General features: G+C 77.4%; 4 protein-coding genes (2 of these 4 only partly in view). All 4 read right to left on the minus strand.

Annotated features, from left to right (window positions below; genetic code table 11):
- Tightly spaced (each overlapping or abutting the next), the 4 genes in view from WMF31_RS02285 to WMF31_RS02300 form a layout consistent with a single transcriptional unit that may run on beyond the window.
- On the minus strand, nt 1-1286 hold the beginning of the coding sequence (locus WMF31_RS02285; protein ID WP_436600364.1) for an SDR family NAD(P)-dependent oxidoreductase. 9259 nt of this gene lie to the left of the window's left edge; the window shows 1286 of its 10545 coding nt (coding positions 1-1286); the start codon lies at nt 1284-1286; the stop codon falls past the left edge of the window.
- Nucleotides 1283-6931, minus strand: coding sequence for a type I polyketide synthase (locus WMF31_RS02290; RefSeq protein WP_436600365.1), 5649 nt, complete (start codon nt 6929-6931; stop codon nt 1283-1285). Before WMF31_RS02290 ends, WMF31_RS02285 begins: the two co-directional genes overlap by 4 nt.
- Entirely contained in the window at nt 6928-17898 is a 10971-nt protein-coding gene (locus tag WMF31_RS02295; RefSeq protein WP_436600366.1) for a type I polyketide synthase, read from the minus strand. Before WMF31_RS02295 ends, WMF31_RS02290 begins: the two co-directional genes overlap by 4 nt.
- On the minus strand, nt 17895-18261 hold the end of the coding sequence (locus tag WMF31_RS02300) for an SDR family NAD(P)-dependent oxidoreductase (protein ID WP_436600367.1). Its footprint extends 10709 nt past the window's final position; only the last 367 of its 11076 coding nucleotides appear in the window; its start codon lies beyond the right edge, outside the window — the gene reads right to left on this strand; it ends in the stop codon at nt 17895-17897. Before WMF31_RS02300 ends, WMF31_RS02295 begins: the two co-directional genes overlap by 4 nt.

Here is an 18261-nt window from a genome sequence, read left to right on the forward strand (position 1 = left end):
TGGTTCAGCAGCCGCACGTGGCCCTGCGACCAGTCGATGTGGCGCGAGGGCGGGTCGGCGTGCAGCGTCCTCGGGAGCTCCGCGTGCTGCATCGCCAGCACGAGCTTCATCACCCCCGCGACGCCCGCGGCGGCCTGCGTGTGGCCGAAGTTCGACTTGATCGAGCCGAGCCAGAGCGGCCGGTCGGCGGTGTGGGCCTTGCCGTAGATCGACAGCAGCGCCTGCGCCTCGATCGGGTCGCCGAGCGGCGTGCCGGTGCCGTGCCCCTCGACGGCGTCGATGTCCGCCGCGGCGAGCCCGGCGGCGGCGAGGGCCCTCTGGATGACGTCCTGCTGGGCCGGGCCGTTGGGCGCGGTGAGCCCCTGGCTGCGGCCGTCCTGGTTGACGGCCGAGCCGCGGACGACCGCCAGCACCCGGTCGCCGTCGCGCCGCGCGTCCGACAGCCGCTTGAGCACGAGGATCCCGCACCCCTCGGACCAGCTGACGCCGTCGGCCCCGGCGCCGAACGACTTGCATCGCCCGTCGACCGCGAGGGCCCGCTGCCGGCTGAACTCGATGAACGGGGCCGGCGTCGCGATCACGGCGACACCTCCCGCCAGCGCGAGGTCGCACTCCCCGCGGCGGAGCGCCGTGCACGCGAGGTGGAGCGACACGAGCGACGACGAGCACGCCGTGTCCACCGTCACCGCCGGGCCGCGGAGCCCCAGCGTGTAGGAGATGCGCCCGGAAGCCGTGCTCCCGGCGCTGCCGATGCCGATGTAGCCGTCGAGGGCCTCGGGCCGGCCCAGGAGCCGCAGGCCGTACTCCGTGTACATCAGGCCGACGAAGACGCCCGTGGCGCTCGCGTCGAGCGTGTGGGGCGGGAAGCCCGCGCGCTCGAGCGCCTCCCACGAGCACTCGAGCAAGAGCCGCTGCTGCGGGTCGATGCGCTCGGCCTCGCGCGGGCTGATGCCGAAGAACGCCGGATCGAAGCGGTCGGCCTCGTAGAGGAACCCGCCCTGCGTGGTGATGGACTTGCCCGGGGCGTCCGGATCCGGGTCGTACAGACCTGCCAGCTCCCAGCCGCGCCCCTCGGGGAACGGCCCGATCGCGTCGCGCCCCTCCGACAGGAGCTGCCACAGCGCCTCGGGGCTGTCGACGCCGCCCGGAAAACGGCACGCCATCGCCACGATCGCGATCGGCTCGTTGGACCTCGTCCGCAGGTCGTCGATCTCCCGGTTGAGGCGGTGGATCTCGACGATGGTCTTCTCCAGAGCGCGGCGGAAAGAGAGCGCCTCGTCCTTCACTTGACTCCTCCGGTGGACTCGAAGGCGAGCTTCAACAGCTCTTCATCTCCGAGGTGTTCGACCATCAGCTCATCGGCTCGCGGCGCGGCGTCCTCGGGCGCCGCCTGGTCGGGGGCGAGCCGGAGCAAGCGCTCGAGGAGCCCTGCCTCGCGCAGGGTCGCTATCGGGATGCGCGCCATCGCGGCCCGGATCTCGCGCTCCTCGTCCGACGCGCGTCGCGACGCGGCCGGGAGAGCGCCCTCGCCGGGCGCGTCGAGGAGCGAGCCCAGGTAGGCCGCGAGGGCCCCGGGCGTCGGGTAGTCGAACGCGAGCGTCGCGGGCAGCGTCGCCTCGACACGCGCGCCGAGGCGGTTGCGCAGCTCCACCGACATGAGCGAGTCGAGCCCCAGCTCCTTCAGCGGCCTGTCCGCAGGGACGTGGGCGGGCCCCGGCAGCTGCAGCACCTCGGCGACCTCCGCGCGCACGAGATCGAGCAGCACCTTCTGGCGCTCCGCCCCGGGCAGCGGCGCGAGCCGCTCGCGGAGCGCCGCCGCGCCGGCACCGTTCCCGTTCGCGCGGGCAGAGGACGCCGCCGCGCGCCGGCCGGCCGGCGCGCGCACGAGGCCGCGCAGCATCGGCGGCACCGGCCCGGCGCCGCCGCCCGCGCGCTGCGCCGACGAGAGATCGAGCGCGAGCGGCACGAGCGACGCCTCGGGCTGCGCGAGCGCGCGATCGAGCAGCCGCAGGCCCTGCGCGGCGGGCATCGGCACGACGCCGAGGCGGCGCATGCGCGCGATGTCCGCGGCGCCGAGGTGGGCGGTCATGCCGAGGCCCTGCTGCTCCCAGAAGCCCCACGCGAGGCTGATGGCGGGCACGCCGCGGGCGCGGAGGTGGGAGGCGAGGGCGTCGAGGAAGACGTTGGCGGCGGCGTAGCTGGACTGCCCCGGGCTGCCGAGCGTGCCCGCGGCGGAGGAGAAGAGCACGAAGGCGGCGAGCGGAGCGTGCCGGGTGAGCTCGTGGAGGTGGCAGGCGCCGTCGACCTTGGGCCGGAGCACGCGGTCGAGCCGCTCGGCGGACAGCCCGGTGACGAGGCCGTCGTCGAGCACGCCGGCGGCGTGCACGACGGCGGTCAGGGGGCGGGCCGCGGGGATGGCGGCGAGGACCTCGGCGAGCGCGGCGCGGTCGGCGACGTCGCACGCGGCGATCTCGACCGTGGCGGCGCCGGCCGCGCGCAGCGCGTCCGCGAGGGCCGCGGCGCCGGGGGCGTCCAGGCCGCGGCGCGACGTCAGCACGAGGTGGCGCACGCCGTGCGCCGCCACGAGGTGGTGCGCGACGAGGCGCCCGAGCTCCCCGGTGCCGCCCGTGATCAGCGCGGTCCCCTCCGGATCCAGCCGGATCGGCGCCGCGGTCGGTTCGCCCCCGCGCACCTCGCGCAGGCGAGGCGCGCGCGCTTCGCCCCCGCGCAGCGCGAGCTCCGGCTCCGTCACGGCGGCCATCGCCCGACGCAAGAGCGCCGCGTCGGGCGCCTCGCGCGGGAGGTCCACCACCCGGACCGCGCGATCGGGGTGCTCGGCGCGCGCGGCGCGCAGCAGCCCCCAGGCGGCCGCCGGCCCCAGCGCCTGCGCGCCCTCGCCCGGCCCCGCCGCCACGGCGCCGCGCGTGACCACCACGAGCTCCGCCGCCGCGAGCTGCGGCGCCGCGAGCCACCCCTGCACCAGCGAGAGCGCGCCGCGCGCCGCGGCGTGCACGGCCGCGGCGACCGCGCCCGCGTCGTCCGCCGTCAGGTCCACGACCAGCCGGCGCGGCGCGGCCGCGCCTCCGGCCACCGCCGCGAGCAGCTCCGGGAGCCCGGCCGCCGCGCGCGCGCCGAGCGCCGCCGCCAGCGCGCCGTCGCCGCCGAGCACGACAGGGTCGTCCGGCGCCCACGGCGCCTCCTCCAGCGCGACGTCCGTCCACGTGACGCGGTACATCGGCTCCGCGCGGGTCGCCGCGGATCGCGCCTGCGCCGCGCTCGCCCCGCGCACCCGCCCCGTCGTCGCCACGGCTCGCCCCTGCGCGTCGGAGAGCAGCAGCGACGCCACCGCGGGCGCGCCGCCCTCCGTCGGCTCCAGCGCGATGCGCGCCCGCAGCTCGGTCGCGCCGGTCGCGCGCAGCGCCACGTCCGTCCACGCGAACGGCACCAGCGCCGGGTCGTCGGCGGCCACCTCCTCGCGCGAGAGCCGCGCCAGCGCGTGCAACGCCGCGTCGAACAGCGCCGGATGGAGCCCGAAGCGCTGCTCCGTGCCCGCCGCGTCCGGCAGCGCGACCTGCGCATACAGCGTCCGGTCCGCGCGCCACATCGCGCGCAGCCCCCGGAACGCCGGGCCGTGCCCGTACCCGTGCTCGGCCAGCCGCTCGTACAGGCCGTCGAGCGGCACCGCCTCCGCGCCCGGCGGCGGCCACGCCGAGAGCTCCGCCGCCTCGTCGACGACGTCCGCCGGCGCGTCCGCGCGCAGCACGCCGGTCGCGTGCTGCGTCCACGCCGTGTCGTCGGCTCCGTCCGGTCGGCTGTGGATCGCGAACGCCCGCCGCCCGGCCGCGTCCGGCTCCGCGACCGTCACCTGGAGCTGCACCGCGCCACGCGCGGGGAGCACGAGCGGCGTCGTCAGGGTGAGCTCCGCGACCGCGGCGGCGCCCACCGCCTGGGCCGTCGCCCACGCCAGCTCGACGAAGCCGGTCCCTGGCAGCAGCGCCGTGTCCGCCACGACGTGGTCGAGGACCCACGGGTGGTCGACGGTGGACAGGCGCCCGCTGAGGACGTAGCCGTCGCGATCGGCGAGCCGCACCGCCGCGCCGAGCCAGGGGTGGTCCGCGGCGGCGAGCCCGACGCCCTCGAGCCCCGCCGCGCGCCGCGGGGCCTCCAGCCAGTAGCGCTGGCGCTGGAAAGCGTACGTCGGGAGCTCCACGGGGCGGGCGCCGGCGCCGTCGAAGACGCGCCGCCAGTCGAGCGCATGGCCGCGGACGTGCGCCGCGCACGCGGCCTGCATGAGCGCCTCGGCCTCGTCGCGGTCCTTGCGCAGGCTGGGGACGAAGCCCGCGCCGCGCGCGCCCTCGGGCTCGAGGCACTCCGCCGCCATCGCGCCGAGCACCGGATCGGGCCCGCACTCCAGGTAGGTGGTGACGCCCTCCGCGCGCAGGGCGCGCACGCCGTCGACGAACCGCACCGGCTCGCGCACGTGCCGCACCCAGTACTCCGGCGACGTCAGCTCCTCCGCCGTCGCGAGGCGCCCGGTGACGTTGCTCACGATAGGCACCCGGGGCGCGCGGTACGAAAGCCGGCGCGCGACCTCGGCGAACGCCGCCAGCATCGGCTCCATGCGCGCGGAGTGGAAGGCGTGGCTGACCGAGAGCCGCCTCGCGCGCCGGCCCAGCGCCTTGAAATGGGCGCAGATCGGCGCGACCGCATCCTCGTCGCCGCTGACGACCGATTGCCGCGGCCCGTTCAGCGCCGCCAGCGACACCCGCGCCGCGAGGCCCTCGAGCAGCGGCCGCACCTCCTCCTCCGCGGCGTCGAGCGCCGCCATCGCCCCGCCGCTCGGCAGCGCCTGCATCAGCCGGCCGCGCGCGGCGACCAGGGCGCAGGCGTCGGGGAGGTCGAGCACGCCGGCGACGTGCGCGGCCACGAGCTCGCCGAGGCTGTGGCCGAGCAGCGCGTGGATGCGCAGGCCCCAGGCCTCCCACTGCCGGTAGAGGGCCACCTCCAGGGCGAAGAGCGCGGGCTGGGCCCAGCCGGTCTGGTCGAGCAGGGCGGCGTCGTCGGAGCCGGCGTCGGCGAACAGGACGCGCAGGAGCGGCCGGTCGAGGTGTCGGTCGAGCTCGGCGCAGGCGGCGTCGAGCGCGGCGCGGAACGGGCCGTGGGTCGCGTACAGCGCGCGCCCCATGCCGGCGCGCTGGCTTCCTTGCCCGGTGAACAGCGCCGCCACCTTGCCCGGCGCGTGGTCCGGCGCGGTGATCGCCGCCCGGCTCGGCGCGGCCCCCCCCGCCGCGAACGCCGCGAGCTCCTCGCCGAGCCGCGCCGCCGTCGCGTCCGACGGGACGGCCAGCGCGAGCCGCGCGCCGAAGTGCGTTCGCCGCGTGGCCAGGGTCGCGGCCACGTCCAGCGGCCGCTGGTCTGGACGGGATCGCAGGTGCTCCGCGAGCCGCCCTGCCTGCGCGCGCAGCGCCGCCTCGTCCCGCCCGGACACGAGCAGCGGCAGCCTCGTGAGCGCGACCGCTGCCTCCGCCGGCGCCTCTGCGGCCGGCGCCGGCGCCTCCTCGACGATGACGTGCGCGTTGGTGCCGCTGACGCCGAACGACGAGACCGCCGCGCGGCGCGGCCGGTCCGCGCGCGGCCACGGCGCGGGCTGGTTCAGCAGCCGCACGTGGCCCTGCGACCAGTCGATGTGGCGCGAGGGCGGGTCGGCGTGCAGCGTCCTCGGGAGCTCGGCGTGCTGCATCGCCAGCACGAGCTTGAGGATGCCCGCGACCCCTGCGGCGGCCTGCGTGTGGCCGATGTTCGACTTGATCGAGCCGAGCCAGAGCGGCCGGTCGGCGGTGTGGGCCTTGCCGTAGATCGACAGCAGCGCCTGCGCCTCGATCGGGTCGCCGAGCGGCGTGCCGGTGCCGTGCGCCTCGACGGCGTCGATGTCGGCCGGGGTCAACCCGGCCGATGCGAGGGCCCTCTGGATGACGTCCTGCTGGGCCGGGCCGTTGGGCGCGGTGAGCCCCTGGCTGCGGCCGTCCTGGTTGACGGCCGAGCCGCGGAGGACCGCCAGCACCCGGTCGCCGTCGCGCCGCGCGTCCGACAGCCGCTTGAGCACGAGGATCCCGCACCCCTCCGCGGGGCCGATGCCGTTGGCCGCCGCCCCGAACGCCTTGCACCGGGCGTCCGGGGCCATGCCGCGCTGACGGCTGAACTCGATGAAGGCCATCGGCGTGGCCATGACGGTCGCGCCGCCGGCGAGCGCCAGGTCGCACTCGCCCGCGCGGAGCGACATGCACGCGAGGTGGAGCGACACGAGCGACGACGAGCACGCCGTGTCCACGGTCACCGCGGGGCCGCGGAGCCCCAGCGTGTACGCGATGCGCCCCGAGCCCACGCTCGGGAAGCTGCCCGTGGCGACGTAGCCGTCGAAGACCTCGAGGTGCTCCAGCAGCCGCCCGCCGTAATCGCTGTACACGAGGCCGACGAAGACGCCGGTGGCGCTCGCGTCGAGGGTGTGGGGCGCGACGCCCGCGCGCTCGAGCGCCTCCCACGAGCACTCGAGCAAGAGCCGCTGCTGCGGGTCGACGCTCTCGGCCTCGCGCGGGCTGATGCCGAAGAACGCCGGATCGAAGCGGTCGGCGTCGTAGAGGAACCCGCCCTGCGTGGCGACCGACTTGCCGGGCGCGTCCGGGTCCGGGTCGTAGAGCCCCTCGACGTCCCAGCCGCGCCCCTCGGGGAATGGCCCGATCGCGTCGCGCCCCTCCGACAGGAGCTGCCACAGCGCTTCGGGGCTGTCGATGCCGCCCGGGAGGCGGCACGCCATCGACACGATCGCGATCGGCTCGGTCGACCTCGCCTTGAGGCGCTCGAGCTCCCGCTGAAGGTGCTGGATCTTGTGGAGACTCTTCTCGAGGGTCTGCCGGAGAACCGCCTCTTGACTCATGCTCCCTCGTCCTCGAGCAGCCTCGATGCAAGATCCAAGAGCTCCTCGTTCCCGAGGTGCTCGAAGGTCGTCGTGTCGCGCTCGCCCTCCTCGCCCAGGGGCGCTTCCTGGGAGGCGAGCCGGATCAGGCGCCCGAGGAGCCCCGACCGGCGCAGCGTGGAGACAGGAATGCTCATGAGGAGGGCGCGGACCTGGTCCTCGTCGAGCGCCGACTCCCCGTCTCGCGGCGCCTCCGCGAGGCCCATCTGCGCATCCAGATGCTCCGCGATCGCCCGCGCCGTCGGGTAGTCGTAGGCGAGGGTCACGGCGAGATCGATCTCGCTCCTCTGGGCAAGCCGGTTCCGGACGTCCACCGCCGTGAGCGAGTCGAGCCCCAGCTCCCGGATGGGCTGATCGGGAGGCACCGCCGCAGGCCCGGACAGCGCGAGGACGTCTGCGATCTCCGCGCGCACCAGATCGAGCAAGGCGTCCTTTCTCTCTGCCTCGGGCAACGGCGAGAGCCGCGCGCGGAGCGCCGCCGCCCCCGTCGCCGCGGCGTCCGGCGCCGCCGGGCGCCGGACGGCCGCCGGGCGCACGAGGCCGCGCAGCATCGGCGGCACCCGCCCGGCATCGCCCGCCGCCCGCTGGAGGGCCGCGACGTCGAGCGCCGCGGGCACCAGCGTCGCCTCGGGCCTCTCCAGCGCGCGGTCCAGGAGCCGCAGGCCGTGCGCGATCGCCATCGGTACGACGCCCTGCCGCTTGACCCGCGCCATGTCGGCCGCGCCGAGGTGCGCCGTCATCCCGAGCCCGCCTTGCTCCCAGAACCCCCACGCGAGGCTCATCGCCGGCGCGCCGCGCGCGCGGAGCTCCGCCGCCAGCGCGTCGAGGAACGCATTGGCCGCCGCGTAATTCGCCTGCCCCGGGCTGCCCAGCGTGCCGGCCGCCGACGAGAAGAGCACGAACGCCGCGAGCTTCGCGTCCTTCGTCGCCTCGTGGAGCTGGAGGGCGCCGTCGACCTTGGGCCGCAGCACGCGCGTGAGCTGCTCGGTCGAGAGCCCCGTCACGACGCCGTCGTCGAGCACGCCCGCCGCGTGCACGACCGCGGTCAGCGGGCGCGACGCCGGGATGGTCCGGAGCAGCGCCGCCAGCGCGTCGCGGTCCGCCACGTCGCACGCCGCGACATCGACCGTCCCGGCGCCCGCCGCGCGCAGCTCGTCCACCAGGGCCGCGGCGTCGGGCGCGTCCAGGCCGCGCCGTGACGTCAGCACGAGGTGCCGCACGCCGTGCGCCGCCACGAGGTGCCGCGCGACGTGCCGGCCGAGCTCTCCCGTGCCGCCGGTGATCAGCGTCGTCCCGTCGGGGCCGAGCCGCGCCGCCGGCGCTTCGGTGTCCGGGCCGGCGTGGGCGAGGCCCAGCCGCGGCGCGCGCAGCGCGCCCTGCCGGATCACGAGCTCCGGCTCGTCGTTCGCCGCGAGCGCCCGGCGCAGGAGCGCGCCGTCCGGCGCCTCGCGCCCCAGATCGAGCAGGCGCAGCGCGCGCGCCGGGTGCTCTTCGCGCGCCGCGCGCACGAGCCCCCAGAGCGGCGCGCGGCTCAGCGTCGCCACCCCCTCGTCCGGCGCGGCCGCCACCGCGCCGCGCGTCACGACCACCAGCTCCGTCGCCGCGAGCCGCGGCTCCGAGAGCCACCCTTGCAAGAGCGCAAGGCCCCGCTGCGTCGCCGCGTGCACCGCCGCGACCAGGCCGTCGCCGGGCTCGTCTCCGGTCGCGTCGACCACCAGCCGGCGCGGCGCCGCGGCGCCGGCCGGCAGCGACGCGAGCAGCTCGGGCAGCCCCGCCTCCGCGCGCACGCCGAGCGCCGCCGCGAGGGCGCCGTCGCCGCCGATCACGACATCGTCGCCCGGCGCCCACGGCGCCTCGTCCAGCGACACGTCCGTCCACGCAACCCGGTGCAGATCGCGCTCGCGTTCCCCCGCGAGCGCGCGCACCCGCTCCGCGGTCGTCGCCCGCGCCTGGAACGCCCCCACGCGCGCGACCGGCCGCCCGTGCGCGTCGGCGAGGTGAATCGACGCCGTGATCCCGCTCCCGTCGTCGCCGGCCTGCTTGACGAGGCGGACGCGCACCTCCGCCGCCCCGCGCGCCTCGAGCCGCACGTCCGAGAACGCGAACGCCAGCAGCACCTTGTCGTCCTGGGGCGCCTCCTGCAGCGCCGACCGCGACAGCAGCGAATGCAGCACCGCGTCGAGCAGCGCGGGGTGGATCCCGAAGCCCTGCGCCGTGCCCGCCACCGCGTCCGGCAGCGCGACCCGCGCGTACAGCGCCTCGCCCGCGCGCCACACCTCGCGCAGCGCCTGGAACGCCGGACCGTAGCCGTAGCCCTGCGCGGCCAGCCACGCGTACCCGCCGTCGGACGCCACGAGCTCGGCGCCCGGCGGCGGCCACGTCGAGAGGTCGGCCACATCGGCCCCGGCCGCTGCCTCCGCGCTCAGCACGCCCGTGGCGTGCTGCGTCCACTCCGCGTCGCTCGCCTCCGGCCGGCTGTACGCCGCGAACATCCGCCGCCCGGCCGCGTCGGGCTCGCCGACCTTCACCTGCAGCTCCACCGCGCTGCGCGGCGACAGCACGAGCGGCGTCGTGAAGGTCACCTCCGACACGGCGGCGGCGCCCACCACGTCGGCGGCGGCGCAGGCGAGCTCGACGAAGGCGGTGCCCGGCAAGATGACGGTGCCGAGCACGACGTGGTCGAGGACCCAGGGGTGGTCGACGGTGGACAGGCGGCCGCTGAGGACGTGGCCATCGCGGTCGGCGAGGCGCACGGCAGCGCCGAGCCAGGGGTGGTTGGCGGGGGTGAGGCCGAGGCCGTCGAGGCCGCCCCGGGCCTGCGGGGCCTGTAGCCAGTAGCGCTGGCGCTGGAAGGCGTAGGTGGGCAGGTCCACGGGGCGCGCGCCGGTGGGGTCGAAGAGGCGGCGCCAGTCGAGGGCGTGGCCGCGGACGTGGAGCGCGCCGGCGGCGAGCATGAGCGCCTCGGCCTCGTCGCGGTCCTTGCGCAGGCTGGGGAGGAAGCCGGCGTCGCGCGCGCCCTCGGGGGCGAGGCACTCGGCGGCGGCGGCGCAGAGGACGCCGTGGGGGCCGCACTCGAGGTAGGTGGAGGCGCCGGCGGCGAGCAGGGCGCGCACGCCGTCGGCGAAGCGCACCGTCTCGCGGACCTGCCGCACCCAGTAGCCGGGCGAGGTCAGCTCCTCGGCGGTGGCGCGCGCGCCCGTGACGCTGCTGATGAGGGGCAGGCGGGGCGGGTGGAAGGTCAGGCCGCGGGCGACGGAGGCGAAGGCGTCGAGCATCGGCGCCATGAGCGGGGAGTGGAAGGCGTGGCTGACGTGGAGCCGCCTGGTGCGGCGGCCGAGGGCGCTGAAGTGGTCGCAGACCTGCTCGACGGCGGCCTGGTCGCCGCTGACGACCGACTGGCGCGGGGCGTTGAGGGCGGCGAGAGAGAGGCGTCCCGGGTGCTGGTCGAGCAGCGGCCGCAGCTCGTCCTCGGCGGCCTCGACGGAGGCCATGGCGCCGCCGCTCGGCAGGGCCTGCATGAGCCGGCCGCGCGCGGCGACCAGGGCGCAGGCGTCGCGGAGGTCGAGCACGCCGGCGACGTGGGCGGCGGCGAGCTCGCCGACGCTGTGGCCGAGCAGCAGCTCGGGGCGCAGGCCCCAGGCCTCCCACTGCCGGAAGAGGGCGACTTCCAGGGCGAAGAGCGCGGGCTGGGCCCAGCCGGTCTGGTCGAGCAGGGCGGCGTCGTCGGAGCCGGCGTCGGCGAACAGGACGCGCAGGAGCGGCCGGTCGAGGTGTCGGTCGAGCTCGGCGCAGGCGGCGTCGAGCGCGGCGCGGAACGCGCCGTGGGTCGCGTACAGCGCGCGCCCCATGCCGGCGCGCTGGCTGCCCTGGCCGGTGAACAGCACCGCCACCTTGCCCGGCGGCTGTCCGGGCGCGGTCACCGCGGCCCCGCTCGGCGCCGGGCCGCCCGCGGCGAACGCGGCCAGGCGCGCGCCCAGATCCGCCGCGGTTGCGTCCGCCGCGATCGGCAGCGCGAGCCGCGCGGCGAGGTGCGTGCGCGTGGTCGCCAGGCTGGCGGCGACGTCGAGCAGCCGCTGGTCCGGATGAGCGCGCAGGTGCTCGGCCAGCCGGCCGGCCTGCGCGCGCAGCGCCGCCTCGTCGCGACCCGACAGGAGCAGCGGCAGCGCCGACGGCACCGCCGCCGCCTCCACCGCCTCTGCCGCCTGCGCCGCCGCCGGCGCCTCCTCGACGATCACGTGCGCGTTGGTGCCGCTGATGCCGAACGACGAGACCGCCGCGCGGCGCGGCCGGTCCGCGCGCGGCCACGGCACGGGCTCGTTCAGGAGCTCGACGTGCCCCTGCGACCAGTCGATGTGCGGCGACCGCGGCGCCGCATGCAGCGTCCTCGGCAGCTCCCCGTGCTGCATCGCCAGGACGACCTTCATCAGCCCCGCGACGCCCGCGGCGGCCTGGGTGTGGCCGATGTTGGACTTGATCGAGCCGAGCCAGAGCGGCCGCTCGGCGGTGTGGGCCTCGCCGTAGGTCGCCAGCAGCGCCTGCGCCTCGATGGGGTCGCCGAGGCGGGTGCCGGTGCCGTGCGCCTCGACCGCGTCGACGTCCGCCGCGGTGAGCCCGGCGGCGGCGAGGGCCTTGTGGATGACGTCCTGCTGGGCCGGGCCGTTGGGCGCGGTGAGCCCCTGGCTGCGGCCGTCCTGGTTGACGGCCGAGCCGCGGAGGACCGCCAGCACCCGGTCGCCGTCGCGCCGCGCGTCCGACAGCCGCTTGAGCACCAGCACCCCGCAGCCCTCCGCGGGGCCGATGCCGTCGGCCGCCGCCCCGAACGCCTTGCACCGGGCGTCCGGGGCCATGCCGCGCTGGCGGCTGAACTCGATGAAAGGCATCGGCGTGGCCATGACGGTCGCGCCGCCGGCGAGCGCCAGGTCGCACTCGCCCGCGCGGAGCGACATGCACGCGAGGTGGACCGAGACGAGCGACGACGAGCACGCCGTGTCCACGGTCACCGCGGGGCCGCGGAGCCCCAGCGTGTACGCGATGCGCCCCGAGCCCACGCTGGGGAAGCTGCCGGTCGCGATGTGGCCGTCGAACACCTCGAGGTGCTCCAGCAGCCGCCCGCCGTAATCGCTGTACACGAGGCCGACGAAGACGCCGGTGGCGCTCGCCTCGAGGGTGTGGGGCGGGACGCCCGCGCGCTCGAGCGCCTCCCACGAGCACTCGAGCAAGAGCCGCTGCTGCGGGTCGATGCGCTCGGCCTCGCGCGGGCTGATGCCGAAGAACGTCGGATCGAAGCGGTCGGCGTCGTGGAGGAACCCGCCCAGGGTGGTGACCGACTTGCCGGGCGCGTCCGGGTCCGGGTCGTACAGCCCCGCCAGGTCCCAGCCGCGCCCGTCGGGGGATGGCCCGATCGCGTCGCGCCCCTCCGACAGCAGCCGCCACAGCGCCTCGGGGCTGTCGGCGCCGCCCGGGAAGCGGCACGCCATCGACACGATCGCGATCGGCTCGTCGTGCGCCTGGGCGCGCGGCGCCTGGGCGCGCGGCGCGCCCGCGGCCGCGAGCTCCGAGAACGCCCGGCGCAGCAGCAGATCCGCGATCGCGCGCGGCGTCGGATGATCGAACGCGAGCGTCGCCGGCAGCGCCGTCTGGGCGCGCGCGCCGAGGCGGTTCCTCAGCTCGACCGCCGTGAGCGACGTGAGCCCCAGCTCCTTCAGCGGCTTGTCCGCGGGGACCTGCGCCGGCCCCGGGAGGCACAGCACGGCCGCCGCCTCGGCGCGCACCAGATCGAGCAGCGCGCCCTGCCGCTCGGCCTCGGGCAGCGGCGCGAGCCGCGCGCGCAGCGCCGCCGCTCCGGTCGCGGCGGCCGCCGGCGCCGCGGCGCGCCGCCCGGCCGCCGGGCGCACGAGCCCGCGCAGCAGCGCCGGCACCCGCCCGGCGTCCGCGGCCGCGCGCTGGAGCGCGGGGAGGTCGAGCGCCGCCGGCACCAGCGCCGCCTCGGGGCGCGCGAGCGCCCGGTCGAGCAGCCCGAGGCCCTGCGCGAGCGCGAGCGGCGCGATGCCCTGCCGCCTGAGGCGCGCCAGATCGGCCGCGCCGAGGTGCGCCGTCATGCCGAGCCCGGCCTGCTCCCAGAAGCCCCACGCGAGGCTCATCGCCGGCACGCCGCGCGCGCGGAGCGCTGCCGCGAGCGCGTCCAGGAACGTGTTGGCCGCGGCGTAGTTCGCCTGCCCCGGGCTGCCCAGGGTGCCGGCCGCGGACGAGAACATCACGAAGGCCGCGAGCCGATGACCTCGCGTCGCCGTGGCCAGGTGCCAGGCGCCGTCGACCTTCGGCCGCAGGACGCGCGCGAGCTGCTCGGCCGAGAGCGCCGTGACCATGCCGTCGTCGAGCACGCCGGCCATGTGCACGACGGCCGTCAGGGGCCGCGCCGCCGGGATCTTCGCGAGGACCGCCCCCAGCGCCGCGGCGTCGGCGACGTCGCACGCCGCGACGTCGACCGTCGCCGCGCCCGCCGCCCGCAGCTCGTCCACCAGCGCCGCGGCGTCGGGCGCGTCCACGCCGCGCCGCGACGTCAGCACGAGGTGCCGCGCGCCGTGCGCCGCCACGAGGTGCCGCGCGACCTGCCGCCCCAGCTCCCCGGTGCCGCCCGTGATGAGCACCGTCCCGTCGGGATCCAGCCGCGTCGGCTGCGCCGCGTCGGCCGCGCCCGCGCGCGCCTCGCGGAGGCGCGGCGCGCGCGCCCCGCCTCCGCGCAGCGCCAGCTCCGGCTCGTCGGCCGCCGCCGCCCGGCGCAGGAGCGCCCCGTCCAGCGGCTCGGGCCCCAGGTCGAGGAGGCGCAGCGCCCGGTCGAGGTGCTCCGCTCGCGCCGTGCGCACGAGCCCCCACAGGGGCGCGTGGCGCAACCCCGCCACGTCGTCGTCGGAGCCGGCCGCCACCGCGCCGCGCGTCACCACGACCAGCTCGCTCTCCGCGAGCCGCGCCTCCGCGAGCCACGCCTGCACCAGCGACAGGAGCCGCCGCGCCTCCGCGTGCGCCGCCGCGACCAGGTCGTCGCCGGGGCCGCCCGCGGTCGCGTCGATCATCAGCCGGCGCGGCGCGGCCGCGCCCTCCTCCAGCGCTGCCATGAGCTCCGGGAGCGCCGTCGTGCGCGCGCCCAGCGCCGCCGCGAGCGCGCCGTCGCCGCCGAGCACGACGTGCTCCTCGGGCGCCCACGCCGCGTCCTCCAGCGCCACATCCGTCCACGTGACCCGGTAGAGGTCGCGCTCGCCCGCGTCCGCTGCCGCCGCGCGCACGTGCTCCGCCGTCGCCCACCGCGCCCGGAACGCCCCTGCGCGCGCGACCGGCTGCCCCTGCGCGTCGGCCAGCTCGATGGACGCCGCGAGCTGGTCCCCGTCGCCGGTCTCCTCGACCTCCACGCGCGCCCGCAACGACGCTGCCCCCCGCGCCTCGAGCGCCACGTCCGACCACGCGAAGGGCATCGGGATGCCCTCCCGCGGCGACGAGCCTGCGCCGAGCTCGGCCCTCAGCAGGGCCTGGAGCGCCGCGTCGAGCAAGGCCGGATGCAGGCCGAAGTCCCGCGCTCGCTCCGAGACCCCCTCGGGCAACGCCACATCGGCGTAGATCGACCGCCCCGCGCGCCACGCGGCCACCACGCCCCGGAACGCCGGGCCGACCCACGCGTCCAGCGCCTCGACCCACCGCGTGACGTCGATCGGCTCGGCCCCCGCCGGCGGCCACGCGCCCGCCGCCCACGCCGCCGTCGCCGCCGTCGTCGCCGCGCCCAGCACGCCGCGGGCGTGCGCCGTCCACGGCGCGTCGTACGCCCCGTCGGGCCGGCTGTGGATCGCGAACCCACGCCGCCCCGCCGCGTCCGGCGCCTCGACCGTCACCTGCAGCGTGACGACCCCTCGCGCCGGCAGCGCGAGCGGGGCCTCGATCGTGAGCTCCGACACCGCGGGCAGCCCGACGGCGTCGGCCGCCGCGAGCGCCAGCTCGACGAACGCCGTGCCCGGGAGCAGCGCCGTGCCCAGCACCACGTGATCGAGGACCCACGCGTGCTCGACCGTCGACAGCCGCCCGCTCAGCACGTAGCCGTCGCGGTCGGCCAGCCGCACCGCCGCGCTCAGCCACGGGTGCCCCACCGAGAGCAGCCCTCCGCGCTCGAGCCCCGCCCGGCCTCGCGGCGCGTCGAGCCAGTAGCGCTGCCGCTGGAACGCGTACGTCGGCAGGTCGGCCACGCCCGCGCCCCACGGCGCCAGCACCGCGCGCCAGTCGACGTCGTGGCCGTGCGCGTGCAGCGTGGCCAGCATCGCGAGGAGCCGCCCCAGCCCGCCGTCGTCGCGCTGCAGGCTGCCGACCACCACGCCGCCGCTCGGCGCGCTCGCGCCCGTGAGCGGCAACGTGAGCACCGGGTGCGCGCTCACCTCGACGAACAGGCCGTGCCCGTCGTCCAGGAGCCGCGAGAGCGCCCGGTCCAGCCGGACCGGCTCGCGCAGGTTGCGGCACCAGTAGGCGGCGTCGAGCTCCGCGCCCGTCAGCACCGCCCCGGTCACCGTCGAGTAGATCGGGATCGTGCCCTCGCGCGGCCGCACCGCGCCGAGGCTGTCCTGGAGCTCCGGCAGCAGCCCATCGACGTGCCGGCTGTGCGACGCGTAGTCGACGTTGACCTTCCGCGCGAAGACCTGCTCGGCCTCGAGCTCCGCCAGCAAGCGATCGACCGCCTCGGCGTCCCCGGACACCACCGTCGAGCGCGGCGTGTTGACCGCCGCGACCGACAGGGCGCCGGCGAACCGCGCGATCCGCTGCTCGACCTCGCCCACCGGGCGCTCGATCACGGCCATCGCGCCGGCCCCGGACACCCGGCGCACCAGCCGGCTGCGCACCGCCACGATGCGCGCCGCGTCCTCGAGCGACAGCGCCCCCGCGACGTACGCCGCCGGGACCTCTCCCTGGCTGTGGCCCACCACCGCCGAGGGCTCGAGGCCCCACGCGCGCCACACCGCGGCGAGCCCCACCGCCATCGCGAACAGCGCCGGCTGCACGACGTCGACGCGCTCCAGCGGCGGCGCCTCCGCGCCCGGCTCGCCGCGCAGCACCGCGAGCACCGACCAGCCGGTGAACGGCCGCAGCGCCGCGTCGCACGCCGTGACCGCCGCGGCGAACACCTCCGACTGCGAGAGCAGCGCCCGCCCCATGGCCGGCCACTGGCTGCCCTGGCCCGGGAACACGAAGACGACCTTCCCCCGCGGCCGCGCCTCGCCCACGACCAGCGCGGCGTGCGGCTCCCCGCGCGAGAGCGCCGTCAGCGCCGCGACGGCGCCGGTCGCGTCCGCCGCGGTCACCGCCGCGCGCGCGCCCAGGTGCGTCCGCCGCGCCGCCGCGGTGGTCACCACGTCCGCCCAGCCCGCCTCCGGGTGCGCCTCGAGCCACGCCGCCCATCGCCCCGCCTGCGCGCGCAGGGCCGCCTCGTCCGCCCCCGAGACCACGAGGGGCAGGGGCGAAGGAGGAGCGGCCGCGGGCGCCTGGGCCGCGCGGCTCGCCTCCTCGGCGGAGGGCGCCGGCGCCTCCTCGACGATCACGTGCGCGTTGGTGCCGCTGAAGCCGAACGACGAGACCGCCGCGCGCCGCGGCCGGTCCGCGCGCGGCCACGGCACGGGCTCGTTCAGGAGCTCGACGTGCCCTCGCGACCAGTCGACGTGCGGCGAGGGCGGGTCGGCGTGCAGCGTCCTCGGGAGCTCCCCGTGCTGCATCGCCAGCACGAGCTTGAGGATGCCCGCGACGCCCGCGGCGGCCTGCGTGTGGCCGATGTTGGACTTGAGCGAGCCGAGCCAGAGCGGCCGCTCGGCGGTGCGGGCCTTGCCGTAGGTCGCCAGCAGCGCCTGCGCCTCGATGGGGTCACCGAGGCGGGTGCCGGTGCCGTGCGCCTCGACCGCGTCGACGTCCGCCGCGGTGAGCCCGGCGGCGGCGAGGGCCCTCTGGATGACGTCCTGCTGGGCCGGGCCGTTGGGCGCGGTGAGCCCCTGGCTGCGGCCGTCCTGGTTGACGGCCGAGCCGCGGAGGACCGCCAGCACCCGGTCGCCGTCGCGCTGCGCGTCCGACAGCCGCTTGAGCACCAGCACCCCGCAGCCCTCGGACCAGCCGGCGCCGTCGGCCGCGGCGCCGAACGCCTTGCAACGACCGTCGAGCGCCGTGCCGCGCTGGCGGCTGAACTCGATGAAGGCCATCGGCGTGGCCATGACGGTCGCGCCGCCGGCGAGCGCCAGGTCGCACTCGCCCGCGCGGAGCGACATGCACGCGAGGTGGACCGAGACGAGCGACGACGAGCACGCCGTGTCCACGGTCACCGCGGGGCCGCGGAGCCCCAGCGTGTACGCGATGCGCCCCGAGCCGACGCTGGGCAGGGTGCCGGTGGCGATGTAGCCGTCGAGGGCCTCGGGCTCGTGCAGCAGCCGCCCGCCGTAGTCCGTGACCGACAGCCCGACGAAGACGCCGGTGGCGCTCGCGTCGAGCGTGTGGGGCGCGACGCCCGCGCGCTCGAGCGCCTCCCACGAGCACTCGAGCAGGAGCCGCTGCTGCGGGTCCATCCGCTCGGCCTCGCGCGGGCTGATGGCGAAGAACGCCGGGTCGAAGCGATCGGCGTCGTGGAGGAACCCGCCCTGCGCGGTGACCGACTTGCCGGGCGCGTCCGGGTCCGGGTCGTAGAGCCCCACCGTGTCCCAGCCGCGCCCCTCGGGGAACGGCCCGATCGCGTCGCGCCCCTCCGACAGGAGCTGCCACAGCGCCTCGGGGCTGTCGACGCCGCCCGGGAGGCGGCACGCCATCGACACGATCGCGATCGGCTCGCTCGACCTCGCCTTGAGACGATCGACCTCTCGCTTGAGGCGGCGAAGTTCGATGACGCTCTTCTCGAGCGCGTGACGGGCGGAGATCTCTTCTTTCATTGCGCTCCTCCGGCGAGGTCGAGGACCAGCCGCGCCAGCTCCTCATCTCCGATCTGCTGCAGCATCAGCTCGTCGCTCTCCGGCGCCGCGTCGGCGGGCGCGGGGGCGGCCTCGCTCGCGGCGAGCCGGAGCAGGCTGTCGAGCAGCCCTGCCTGGCGTAGCGCCGAGATCCGGATGCTCGCGATGGCCGACCTGATCTCGTCGTCGGAGCGCAAGCCCGGCTCACGCCCCTCCGTGACGACGTCGTGGAGGCCGAGCTCCTGCGCCAGGTACGCGGCGACGGCCTTCGGCGTCGGGTAGTCGAAGGCGAGGGTCGACGGCAGCTCGATCTGCGCCCGGATCCTGAGGCGATTTCTGAGCTCC

Source organism: Sorangium sp. So ce1036 (genome assembly GCF_051369805.1).
Classification (GTDB): Bacteria; Myxococcota_A; Polyangia; order Polyangiales; family Polyangiaceae; genus Sorangium; species Sorangium cellulosum_F.